Origin of the sequence: Pseudomonas sp. Marseille-P9899 (assembly GCF_903166565.1) — a bacterium.
Classification (GTDB): Bacteria; Pseudomonadota; Gammaproteobacteria; order Pseudomonadales; family Pseudomonadaceae; genus Aquipseudomonas; species Aquipseudomonas huaxiensis.
Genome location: NZ_CAESCG010000005.1, coordinates 135,861 through 147,287, shown reverse-complemented (window position 1 = coordinate 147,287; position 11,427 = coordinate 135,861). Strand labels below are relative to the sequence as shown.

General features: G+C 63.8%; 12 protein-coding genes and 1 pseudogene. 4 read left to right on the top strand and 9 right to left on the bottom strand.

Annotated features, from left to right (window positions below; genetic code table 11):
- The first annotated feature begins 98 nt into the window (after positions 1 to 98).
- From HWV67_RS23050 to HWV67_RS23035, 4 genes are all read left to right on the top strand, one after another.
- On the top strand, positions 99 to 497 hold the full coding sequence (locus HWV67_RS23050; protein WP_175652930.1) for an RNA-binding S4 domain-containing protein: 399 nt from the start codon (positions 99 to 101) through the stop codon (positions 495 to 497).
- A gap of 206 nt (positions 498 to 703) precedes the next feature.
- The gene (gene hslO / locus HWV67_RS23045) at positions 704 to 1,606 is read left to right on the top strand and encodes an Hsp33 family molecular chaperone HslO (RefSeq protein WP_175652929.1); all 903 of its coding nucleotides are present in this window, start codon (positions 704 to 706) and stop codon (positions 1,604 to 1,606) included.
- 179 nt (positions 1,607 to 1,785) lie between these two features.
- Positions 1,786 to 3,327 (top strand): phosphoenolpyruvate carboxykinase, encoded by a 1,542-nt coding sequence (locus HWV67_RS23040; protein WP_110972051.1) that lies wholly within the window; start codon positions 1,786 to 1,788, stop codon positions 3,325 to 3,327.
- 116 nt (positions 3,328 to 3,443) lie between these two features.
- Positions 3,444 to 3,869: an acyl-CoA thioesterase gene (locus tag HWV67_RS23035; RefSeq protein WP_095159479.1), complete on the top strand. Its 426-nt coding sequence runs from the start codon at positions 3,444 to 3,446 to the stop codon at positions 3,867 to 3,869.
- A 12-nt stretch (positions 3,870 to 3,881) separates the two neighbouring features.
- On the opposite strand, the gene HWV67_RS23030 is transcribed toward HWV67_RS23035, so the two are convergent.
- From HWV67_RS23030 to HWV67_RS22995, 9 genes and pseudogenes are all read right to left on the bottom strand, one after another.
- Entirely contained in the window at positions 3,882 to 4,538 is a 657-nt protein-coding gene (locus HWV67_RS23030) for a response regulator (protein ID WP_175652928.1), read from the bottom strand.
- A 154-nt stretch (positions 4,539 to 4,692) separates the two neighbouring features.
- Positions 4,693 to 5,760 (bottom strand): protein-glutamate methylesterase/protein-glutamine glutaminase, encoded by a 1,068-nt coding sequence (locus tag HWV67_RS23025; RefSeq protein WP_175652927.1) that lies wholly within the window; start codon positions 5,758 to 5,760, stop codon positions 4,693 to 4,695.
- Positions 5,757 to 6,569 (bottom strand): CheR family methyltransferase, encoded by an 813-nt coding sequence (locus tag HWV67_RS23020; RefSeq protein ID WP_175652926.1) that lies wholly within the window; start codon positions 6,567 to 6,569, stop codon positions 5,757 to 5,759. Before HWV67_RS23020 ends, HWV67_RS23025 begins: the two co-directional genes overlap by 4 nt.
- 1 nt (position 6,570) lies before the next feature.
- The gene (locus tag HWV67_RS23015) at positions 6,571 to 7,074 is read right to left on the bottom strand and encodes a chemotaxis protein CheW (protein WP_095159483.1); all 504 of its coding nucleotides are present in this window, start codon (positions 7,072 to 7,074) and stop codon (positions 6,571 to 6,573) included.
- Positions 7,075 to 7,085: 11 nt separating this feature from the next.
- The gene (locus tag HWV67_RS32245) at positions 7,086 to 8,156 is read right to left on the bottom strand and encodes a methyl-accepting chemotaxis protein (protein WP_444851805.1); all 1,071 of its coding nucleotides are present in this window, start codon (positions 8,154 to 8,156) and stop codon (positions 7,086 to 7,088) included.
- Positions 8,157 to 8,168: 12 nt separating this feature from the next.
- A pseudogene (locus tag HWV67_RS32240) lies at positions 8,169 to 8,690 on the bottom strand (MCP four helix bundle domain-containing protein); the annotation flags it as partial.
- Between the two features lie 8 nt (positions 8,691 to 8,698).
- Complete coding sequence (locus tag HWV67_RS23005; RefSeq protein ID WP_175652924.1) at positions 8,699 to 10,750, bottom strand: chemotaxis protein CheA; 2,052 nt, start codon at positions 10,748 to 10,750, stop codon at positions 8,699 to 8,701.
- 3 nt (positions 10,751 to 10,753) lie between these two features.
- A complete protein-coding gene (locus HWV67_RS23000) occupies positions 10,754 to 11,062 on the bottom strand; it encodes an STAS domain-containing protein (protein ID WP_175652923.1) in 309 nt (102 codons plus the stop codon).
- Positions 11,062 to 11,427, bottom strand: a complete 366-nt coding sequence (locus HWV67_RS22995) for a response regulator (protein ID WP_175652922.1) — start codon at positions 11,425 to 11,427, stop codon at positions 11,062 to 11,064. Before HWV67_RS22995 ends, HWV67_RS23000 begins: the two co-directional genes overlap by 1 nt.

Sequence of the window (11,427 nt, the reverse complement as noted above, 5' to 3'; positions counted from 1 at the left end):
CCGGAAAAAGTCGGTGAACTGTAAGCAGGCTGCGGACTTTTTGCATCCGCCAGTTACGGTAGTACAGTTCCATGACCGCTATGAATCGGAGCAGTGCAATGGCACAACAACCGGAAGACGACAAGGTTCGTCTGGACAAGTGGCTCTGGGCCGCTCGTTTCTACAAAACCCGCGCCCTGGCCAAGGCCGCGATCGAAGGCGGCAAGGTGCACTGTCGCGGCGAACGCTGCAAGCCTGGCAAGGAGCCACGTGTCGGTGAGGAATTCGTGCTGCGCACCGGCTTTGACGAGCGCACCATAGTGGTCAAGGCGCTCTCTGTGGTTCGCCGTGGGGCGCCCGAAGCACAGGCGCTGTATGCCGAGACCGAAGAAAGCATCGCCCGCCGCGAAAAGGCCGCCGATTTGCGCAAGGCCGGTGCCTTGGGCGTCGCCACCGATGGGCGACCGACCAAGAAGCAGCGCCGGCAGATTCATCAATTCCACGATTCGGTGGGCTGAGCGGCCATTCGTCGCACGGGGACTGGTCAGCGGGTAGCCGATGGCACCAGAGTAATGGGCAGAACCCCCGGTCCTTGGATCAGGGAGCGAAATGGCCATAAACTAACGGCCTTTCGTGACAAAACCGATCACGCCTGCGCGGTGTGGCGGTACCGGCGCCCAACCGGCCCCTTGTCCTTTTCCCTCTTCAAAGAAAGCCTTTAGCCATGCCCGATATTGCGGATACCGATTTCACCCAACGCTTCCTCTTTGACGACCGCGACGTGCGCGGCGAACTGGTTTCGCTCGAGCACAGCTACGCCGAAGTGTTGGCCAAACACGCCTACCCTCAGCCGGTCGCGCAACTGCTCGGTGAACTGATGGCCGCTGCGGCGCTGCTGGTCGGCACGCTGAAATTCGACGGCCTGCTGATTCTCCAGGCGCGCTCCGAAGGCCCGGTCTCGCTGCTGATGGTCGAATGCTCCAGCGAGCGTGAGCTGCGCGGCATCGCCCACTACGACAGCGCCGCGATCAGCGACGATGCCGGCCTGCACGACATGATGCCCAACGGCATGCTTGCGCTCACCGTCGACCCGCGTCGTGGCCAGCGTTACCAAGGCATTGTCGATCTGGACGGTGCCGATCTGTCGGAGTGCTTCACCAATTACTTCGTCAAGTCCGAGCAGCTCGGCACGCGCTTCTGGCTCAGCGCCGATGGTCACCGCGCGGGCGGCCTGCTGCTGCAGCAACTGCCGGTCGCGAGCCAGCCGGACGCCGATGAGCGCGCCGAAAGCTGGGCGCACGTCACCATGATGGCAGGCACCTTGAGCCGCGAAGAGCAACTGGGCCTGGACAACGAGACCCTGTTGCATCGCCTCTACCACGAAGACGCCGTGCGCGTGTTCGATGTCCAGCCGCTGAGCTTCCGTTGCAGTTGCTCGCGTGAGCGCTCCGGCAGTGCACTGACCAGCCTCGGGCTGGAGGATGCGCGGGCGCTGGTGGTCGAGCACGGCGGTCACATCGAGATCGATTGCCAGTTCTGCAACGAGCGCTATCGCTTCGATGTTGCAGATGTTGAGCAATTGTTTGGTGGCGGTGGTGTGGACGCGCCATCAGATACTCGTCACTGAAACGTTTCTGCTCAGGGAAATCTCCTGTCGAATCCGCCGAAGGCGCAGTTCTGACAGGAGGGCTCTACTTTTTTTGGGCGTTTCTGGCATAATCCGGCCACTTTTTTCGCTGTAGTAGCTTGTAAGAATCTACTACAAATCGTTTGGAGCACTCGGCCGCAGGCCGGATGGGGAATCTCATGACGCAAGCCAATAACGCCGTGTACACCGATCTGAGTGTCGACGAGCTGGTACAAGAAGCGCTGAAACGCGGTGAAGGCGAACTGGCCGATACTGGCGCGCTGGTCGTGAAAACCGGTCACCGCACTGGTCGTTCGCCAGTTGACCGTTTCATCGTCGAAGAGCCGAGCACCCAGGACGCAATCGCCTGGGGCCCGATCAACCGCAAGTTCCCCGCCGACAAGTTCGATGCCCTGTGGGCTCGCGTCGAGGCGTTCAACAACGCCCAGGAGCACTTCGTTTCCCACGTTCACGTAGGCGCTGCCGAGGATCACTACCTCGCCGTCAAGATGACCACCCAGACTGCCTGGCAGAACCTGTTCGGTCGTTGCCTGTTCATCAACCCGGCCCAGTACAACCCTGCTGGCCGGGAAGAGTGGCAGGTCCTGAACGTTGCCAACTTCGAATGCGTTCCAGAGCGTGACGGCACCAACTCCGATGGGTGCGTCATCCTCAACTTCGCACAGAAAAAAGTCCTGATCGCTGGCATGCGTTACGCCGGTGAGATGAAGAAAGCCATGTTCTCGGTGCAGAACTTCCTGCTGCCGGCCGCTGACGTGCTGCCAATGCACTGCGCTGCCAACATCGGCGAAGAGGGCGACGTGACCCTGTTCTTCGGTCTGTCGGGCACTGGCAAGACCACCCTGTCGGCCGACGAAAGCCGTTACCTGATCGGTGACGACGAGCACGGTTGGGGCGAAGGCGTTGTCTTCAACATCGAAGGCGGCTGCTACGCCAAGTGCATCGACTTGTCCGAGAAGAACGAGCCGGTCATCTGGAAAGCCATCAAGCACGGCGCAGTCCTGGAGAACGTCGTTCTGGACGACGCCAAGCACGCTGACTACGCCGATGGCAGCCTGACCCAGAACAGCCGCGCCGCGTACCCGCTGGAGCACGTCGAGAAGCGTTCCGAGCAGAACCTGGGCGGCGAGCCTAACGCGGTCATCTTCCTGACCTGCGACCTGACCGGCGTACTGCCGCCAGTGTCGATCCTGAACAACGAGCAGGCTGCGTATCACTTCCTGTCCGGCTACACCGCGCTGGTCGGTTCCACCGAAATGGGTTCGGGCGGCGGCATCAAGTCGACCTTCTCCACCTGCTTCGGCGCACCGTTCTTCCCGCGTCCGGCTGGCGAATACGCTGAGCTGCTGATCAAGCGCATCAAGGGCTTCGGCTCCAAGGTCTACCTGGTCAACACCGGCTGGACCGGCGGTGGCTACGGCGTCGGCAAGCGTTTCAGCATCCCGACCACCCGTGCGGTGATCGCGGCCATCCAGAGCGGTGCTCTGATCGGCGCTGAGACCGAGCACCTGGGCATCATCAACCTGGACGTACCGAAGTCGGTTCCAGGCGTTGATACCGAGCTGCTGAACCCGCGTACCACCTGGGCGGACCAGGCTGCGTACGACGAAGCTGCGAAAGGCTTGGCCTCGCTGTTCATCGAGAACTTCAAGAAATTCGAAGTTTCCGATGCCATCAAGGCTGCTGGTCCGCAACTGTAAGTTGCTGCTGACCGCAGACTGAAAAAAAGCCCCGGCTCGTGAGAGCCGGGGCTTTTTTATTGGCCATCAGCCACACAATCCTTCAGCATCGGCACTTCACTCCATGGAGAGCACCCGTGTCCGATCCGTTGCAGATTGAACATTTCCCCCACGCTGAATTCATCTCCACCCGCTGGCAGGACGCGGACATCAACGGTCAGATCGCCAGCGCTGCGGTCTACAGCTTTTTCGACACCGTGATCCAGTCGTACCTCGTCACCCACGGCGAAATCGATCCGCAGGAAGGCGAGGTGGTGGCTTTCGTGGTGAGTTCCTCTTGCGATTTCTACGCCTCGGCGGGCTTTACCGATCTGTTGCAGGTGGGTATCCGGGCCGAGCGTATCGCCGGCAGCACGGTGGAGTTCGAGGTGGCCCTGTTCGACTACGCCGGCAAGCAGCTCTATGCCCTTGGCCGGGTGGTGCAGGTGTTCATCGAGCGCGCCACAGGCACGCCTGCGACCTTCCCCGACACACTGAAGATGGCGCTGCTCTCGCTGAACTGAAGGCCATGCGGCTCAGTCGTTGAGCCGGATAATCCCTTCGCGCACGGCAAACAACACCAGCCCCGGCACGTCGTGAATCTGCAGCCGGTGCATGATTTGCGAGCGGTGCGCCTCGACGGTCTTCACGCTGAGGCCCAGGCCGTCGGCGATGGAGCGGGTCGATTCGCCACGGGCGATCAGCCGCAGGATCTCCAGTTGCCGCGCGGTGAGCTGCATCGCTGTGCTGACCTGGGTGCGGCGGCGGTTCTGTTTCACCGCCTGACCGATCACCAGCGGCAGCACCGCCGACGACAGGTACTGCCCGCCGCCACGCAGCGACTGCAACGCCAGCTCCAGCTCCTGCACCGTCGCGCTTTTCAGCAGGAACCCGTGGGCGCCCTGTTGCAGGCAGTGCATGACGAATTCCAGTTCCGAACGCGACGACAACATCAGCACCGTGCAAGCCGGCACGCGCAGGTACAGCTCGCGCAGCAGCTCCTCGCCGGTCAGCGTGCCGAGGGCGATATCCAGCAGGATGATGTCGGGCTTGAGCTGTTCGGACAGCTCGAGGGTGGTAACCGCGTCGCCTGCTTCTCCGACCACAGCGTATTCTTGTTTTTGTTCGAGCAACGCTCGCAGGCCTGCGCGGAACAGGGGCGAGTCGTCGGCAATCAGTAAACGGCAAAGCATAGGTTTGAGCCCGTGTCGCGTAGGGTTGGACGTTGGTGTGGAACAAATCGTCGCTGCGCTGTGTTGCTCCCTTGCGGTAAATGCCTGCGTGCCGTGCGCCGTTCAGCGGCGGCACGAAAAAGGCGGCTGTGGGGGTGGTCTGTCCTGGGAATGCTCAGCCATTGCGAAGGCTGACGCTGAACTGGTTGATCAGCGTCGGCAGGCGATCCAGCGGCTCGATGGTCTGGGCCGCGCCGAGGCGAATGGCTTCCTTGGGCATGCCGAACACCACGCAACTGGCCTCGTCCTGGGCCACGGTGTGGGCACCCTGTTCGCGCATGGCCAGCAGGCCACGGGCTCCGTCGTCACCCATGCCGGTCATGATGATGCCCAGGGCATTGCTGCCGGCATGGCGAGCGGCGGAACGGAACAGGACATCGACCGAGGGCTTGTGCCGGTTGACGGCGGGGCCGTCGAGCACTTCGACCAGGTAGTGCGCACCGCTGCGCTTGAGCTGCATATGCAGGCCTCCGGGTGCCAGCAATGCCAGCCCGGAGTGAACGCGATCCAGGTGCCTGGCCTCGCGCACTTCGATCTGGCACAGCCCGTTGAGGCGGCGCGCAAAATCGGCGGTGAACTTCTCCGGCATGTGTTGAACGATCACCAGGCCCGGACAATCGCGGGGCAATTGCCGCAAGAGGAATTCCAGTGCCTGGGTGCCGCCGGTCGAGCAGCCAAGTGTAACGATTCGGTCGGTGGTTTGGCGCAGCGCGGGGCTGGGCGGCAGGTCTTTTTTTTCCAGCGGCGGCAGCGTGTGCCGGGCGACCGGTCGGGTCTTCGCCGCGTCCTCGATGCAGCGCACCAGGGTGCCGGCAAGATTCTCCAGGCTCTGGCGCAAACCCAGCTTCGCCTTGGTGAACACGCCCACCGCGCCCGCCGCCAGCGCCTCCAGGTTGAGGTCGGTGCCGGCTTCGGTGAGGGTCGAGCAAATGATGGTGGGCGTCGGTCGCTCGGCCATGATCTGGCGCAGGAAAGTCAGGCCGTCCATGCGCGGCATTTCCACGTCCAGCACCAGCACGTCGGGCCAGTCTCGGCGCATCTTGTTGATCGCGTAGATCGGGTCGGCGGCCATGCCGATCACCTGGATGCCTGGATGATTGCCGAGGAACTGGCTGAGCACCTGGCGAACCAGGGCCGAGTCATCGACGATAAATACACGAATCGGTCTGCCACGCTCGGTCATAGGCGTTCGAACACCGAAGGCCTTACCGGACGCAGCGGCAGGTTGAAGCCGTGAATGCTTTCGGCGTGGCCGATGAACAGCAGGCCACCCGGGCGTAGTTTGTCGCTCAGGTTGCGAACGATGCGCTGCTTCTGCTCGCTGTCGAAGTAGATCAGCAGGTTGCGCAGGAAGATCACGTCGAACTGGCCGATCGATTCCGGCAGCGGCTGCACCACGTTGATCTCGCGCAGTTGCACCTTGGCCCGCAGCCACCCTTGCACGCGCATGCGGCCCTCCATGTCCTCCACGCCGCAGAGGCAGTGGCGGTGCAGCCAGCCGTCAGGAAAGTAGCGGGCCTGGGCCATGTCGTAGATGCCCTGTTCGGCCAGGCCGAGCATGCTCAGGCTGAGGTCGCTGGCGAGGATCGACCACTCGTTGCCGCGGGTATGTTCGGCGGCGGTCATGGCCAGGCTGTAAGGCTCTTCGCCCGACGAGCAGGCGGCGCTCCACAGGCGCAGCGGACCACCGCGGCCCTTGAGCCACTGGCCGAGGAATTCGAAGTGGGCGAACTCGCGGAAGAAGTAGGTCTCGTTGGTGGTCAGCAGATCGACCACCAGGCGCCGCTCCCTGGCGTATTGCGGGTGCGTCAGGCGGTTCAGGTAGTCGTCGTAGCTGTCGAGGTCGAAGTGGCGCAGGCGCTTCAACAGGCGCCCGGCCACCAGTGAGCGTTTGTTGCTGGACAGGTGGATGCCCGATGCGTCCTGCATCAATTGCTGCAACTGGCGGAAGTTCTGCTCGCCGAGTACCGGCAGCGAAGGCATGGCGGACATGTCAGTGGACCTTCGATGCCTGGCTGAGGTGACGGATGTCATCCAGCGACAGCACTTGCAGCATGTTCAGGATGATCAGGAACTCCTGGGCGTGCTGCGCCATGCCGGCGATGAAGTCCGAGCGGATCGCGGTGCCGAAGGCCGGTGGCGGCATGATCTGCCGCGGGTCGATCTCCAGCACTTCGTCCACCTCGTCCACCACCAGGCCGATGCGTTGCAGGCCGGCGTCCAGCGCCAGTTCGATGATCACGATGCAGGTGCGGTTGCCGGGCTCGGTCAGGCTCAGGCCGAAACGCGCAGCCAGGTCCAGCACCGGCACCACGTTGCCGCGCAGATTGATCACGCCGTGGATGTAGCTCGGCATCATCGGTACGCGGGTGACTTCGGCGTACTCGATGATTTCCCGCACCAGATCGATGGGCAGCGCGTAGCCGGCCTCGCGCACGCGAAAGCTCAGGTGCTGGATGGCGTCGGCTTGCGCCTCGATTCGTTGTGGCTGGTTCATGGGCACCTCGCTCAAGTGAAGCTGACGAACTGGCCTTCATCGATCAGGGCCTTGGGGCCGGAGCGCACCGGTGCCGGCAGGCTGTCGCCGGCCCGCGTGGCGCGCAGCGGTGCACTGCCTTGTTCGAAGCGGAAATAACCGATCAGTTCCTGCAACTGGCTGGCCTGGGCATTCATTTCCTCGGCGGTGGCCGCCAGCTCCTCGGAGGCCGAGGCGTTCTGCTGGGTGATCTGGTTCATCTGACCCATGGCGATGTTGATCTGCCCGGCGGCGCTGCTCTGCTCCTGCGAAGCCGCGGTGATTTCCTGGACCAGGTCGGAGGTGCGCTGGATATTCGGCACGATTTCGCCCAGCAGTTGCCCGGCCTGTTCGGCCAGTCGCACGCTGCTGGAGGCCACTTGTCCGATTTCCTGCGCGGCCACCTGGCTGCGCTCGGCGAGCTTGCGCACCTCGGCGGCGACCACCGCGAAGCCCTTGCCGTGATCGCCAGCGCGGGCGGCCTCGATGGCGGCGTTGAGGGCGAGCAGGTTGGTCTGGTAGGCGATGTCGTCGATGATGCCGATCTTGTCGGCGATCTGTTTCATTGCCAGCACGGTGTCGCCCACTGCGCCGCCGCCTTGCACGGCGTCGTTGGCGGCCTTGCCGGCGATGCCGTCGGTGATCTTGGCGCTTTCGGTGTTCTGCGCGATGGAGGCGGACATCTCTTCCACCGAGGCGCTGGTCTGCTCGACGCTGGCGGCCTGTTCGTTGGCTGCCTGGCTCAGGGACTGGGAGGTCGAGCTGACCTGTTCCGAGGCCGACGACAGCGCGTCGGCGGAGCTGCGCACATCGCCGAGGATGCTGCGCAGACGCTCGGTCATGTTCTGCATCGCGCCCAGCAGGCGGCCGGTTTCATCCTTGCGGTCGACTTGCAGGTCCTGGCTGAGATCGCCAGCGGCCATGCGGTCGGCCGCCTGCACCGCGCCGAGCAGCGGCCGGGTGATGCTGCGGGTAACCAGCACGCCGACCAGCATGCCGAGCAGCGTGGCGACCACCACCAGGATGATCATCTGGAAGCGCGAGTTTTCGGCGATCTCGGTGATCGCGGCATTGGCCTCGCCTGCGCGGGCCTGCTTGGCGGTGCTGGCGTCGCCGAGCAGGCGATCGACTTCGTTGGCCGCTTCGGTGTTGCCCGGCATCAGCGCCAGTGTCTCGGTCATCGGCTGCAGCGCGCCGGATTGTTGATGCACGGTCAGCACCTGATTGGCCGCCGCGATGTACTTCTGCAGCGGGCCGTCGATGGCTTCGACCTGCATCTGGCCTTCGCGGGTCAGGAAGTACTGCCGCGAGCGGGTCAGCAGTTCGCGGGTCTTGTCCATCGCCTCACGGGCGACGCGGGCCGAGTCGTCACGCTCTTCGGTCGTGACCGACATCAGGCTGCGGCGCACCGCGCGGTTGGCCATGAGCAACTGGATGTTGGCTTCCTGCAAGGTCGTCAGGCCCACCACATCGACGTCGTACATGCGGTCGGAGAGGTCGTTGACCTGACTCAGGTTGCGGATGCCGATGAAGCCGATGATCGCGGTCAGCGCGACCACCAGCAGAAAGCCCAGGGTCAGGCGCACACCTATCTTCATGTTGTTGATCATTTGCATGGTGACTCTCCAAAGGGGCTGAGCATGCTCGGTGACGTGGCGAGGCGCGGTTCGCTCTCGGCGCGTTGCTGCAAGTGGCGGAACAGGCTGGGAATATCGAGGATCAGCGCGACCTGGCCGGAGCCGAGGATGGTCGAGCCGCTGATGCCGGACAGGTGCTGGAACATCTGCCCCAGGGGTTTGATCACGGTCTGCAATTCGCCCAGCAACTGCTCGACGATCAGCCCGGCCTGTTGCCGGCCCTGGCTGACCACGACGATGTTGCGGCGCACGCGCGGATCACCGCGCAGGCCGAAGTGCCGGCCAAGATCGACGCTGGGCAGCGGCTTGCCCCGCAGGTTGAGGTGGCCGCTGGCATCGAGGGCGTCTGTGCGCTCTTCCATGCACTCGGTGACCATGTCCAGCGGGATGACGAAGTGGTCGCCACCGACGCTGACCAGAAAGCCGTCGATGATCGCCAGGGTCAGCGGCAGGCGGATACGGAAGGTGCAGCCTTTGCCTGGCTGCGACTCGATCTCGATGATCCCGCGCAGCTCATCGATGGCGCTGCGCACCACGTCCATGCCGACCCCGCGACCGGACAGGTTGGACACCGCATCGGCCGTGGAAAAGCCCGGCTCGAAGATCAGCAGGTGAATGTCCTGATCGCTCAGTTGCGCGTCGGCGTCGAGCATGCCGCGGGCAATGGCTTTTTCGCGGATGCGCTCGGTGTTCAGGCCGCGTCCGTCATCGCTGACTTCCAGCACGATCATCCCGGAGTCGTGATAGGCGTTCAGGCGCAGGCTGCCCTGTTCCGGCTTGCCGGCGGCGCGGCGTTCGCTGGAGGGCTCAATGCCGTGGTCGATGGCGTTGCGCACCAGGTGCACCAGCGGGTCTGCGATGCGGTCGATGAGGGTTTTGTCCAGTTCGGTTTCGCTGCCGGACAGGGTGAGCTGGATCTTCTTGTTCAGTGCCTGGCTGACGTCGCGTACAACGCGGTGGAAGCGGTTGAAGGTTTCGCCGATTTCCACCATGCGCAGTTTCAGCGCCAGCTCGCGAATCTGTTCGACGTGCTGCTGCACCGCCTGGACGCTTTCGATGCAGGCGGTGGAGCCGCTGCGCAGCGATTGCATCTGTGCTCCGGCGGTGCTGATCACCAGCTCGCCAACCAGGTTGATCAACTCGTCGAGCTTGTGTGCGGCGACCTTGACCATGCTGCTGCCGTGGCCATTGCGTGGCTCTTGGCTGGCGGCCGGCGCCACCGACGGTTCCGCTGCTTGTGGAGCGGGCGCTAACGTTTGCGTCGGGGCGACAACAGGTTCTGCGGCGGGGCTGTCGGCGCCCTCCTGGACTTGCAGGCGCAAGGTGCAGAAGCCTTCGGCCAGGGCAAAGACATCTTCCAGTTCTTCGCGGCTGGCGGCGCTGATCAGGGTCAGTTCGAAGCCGAGGTAGCAGGCTTCGGCATCCAGTTCGTGGAGGTCCGGCACGGCCCAGGCAAGGGTTTGCAGCGAGGTGACCTTGCCCAGCCGGTCGAGGTAGCGCAGGAAACTGCTCGGCTCGAAACCGTTGCGCAGCAGCTCGTTGTCGAAGCGGATCGACAGGAACCACTCGTTGATCTCGCCCGCGTCCTGGGCCGTTTGGCTGGCGGACGGCTCGCCGCCTTCCGTGGCGACACCGCCGAGCGCCAGCAACAATTGCGCCTGGCGCGGCGTGTGCGGGGCGAGGGTGGCGAGGTGCGGGTCGATGCTTTCGACCATGCCGTTGAGCTCGTCCATGCACTCAAGCATCAGCGAGACCAGCGCCGGGTTGAGGCTGCGCTGCCCGTCACGCACGCCCATCAACTGGTTTTCCAGTTGGTGCGCCAGCGACACCAGCGGATCAAGCGAAAAGATCCCCGCCGAGCCCTTGAGGGTGTGCACGGCGCGGAACAGTGCGTTGATTGCCTCGGCGTCGTCGCTGGTCTGTTCCAGGCGCAGCAGGTTGTCTTCGGCTTCCTTGAGCAGGTCGCGGGCTTCTTCGAGGAAGCCTTCGAGCAGTTGGCTCCATTGATCGCTATCGAACATCGCTCACTCCTTGCTCGCCGGGTACAGGGCTTCGAGGCGCAGCAACTCGACCAGCGCGAGGGCCCCGTCGGACAGCGCGGTAACCCGCGCGCCCTGGACCAGGGTCTTCTGCAAGGCCAGCAGCACCTGGACGCCGGCGCTGTCGAGTTCGTCCAGGCCGCTCAGGTCGAGGGTCCAGGGGCCGGGGTCGTCGGGCAGCAGGGCGAGCATCGCCTGTTGCGTCTCGCTCGCTTCGTAGATGGTCAGGTCACCCTGCATGCTCAGCTGTGCGGGTTCCCGGTCGCTGGCCGGATGCAGCGTGAGGGTCGCCATCAGCCGATCAGCTTTTCGACGGCCGCCAGCAGTTGCTGCGGCTGGAACGGTTTGACGATCCAGGCCTTGGCGCCTGCGGCCTGGCCCTCGGCTTTCTTGGCCTGCTCGCTTTCGGTGGTGAGCATCATGATCGGCGTGAAGCGGTATTCGGGCTTGGCCTTGACCGCCTTGACCAGGCCGATGCCATCGAGGTTGGGCATGTTCACGTCGCTGATGATCAGGTTGATCTTTTGCCCGTTCAGCTTGCTCAGGGCGTCGCGCCCGTCGCACGCTTCGATGATCTGGTGGCCGGTGCCATTGAGGCTGATCTTTACCAGTTGGCGCATTGAGGCGGAGTCATCGACGATCAGGATGGTCTTGGCCAT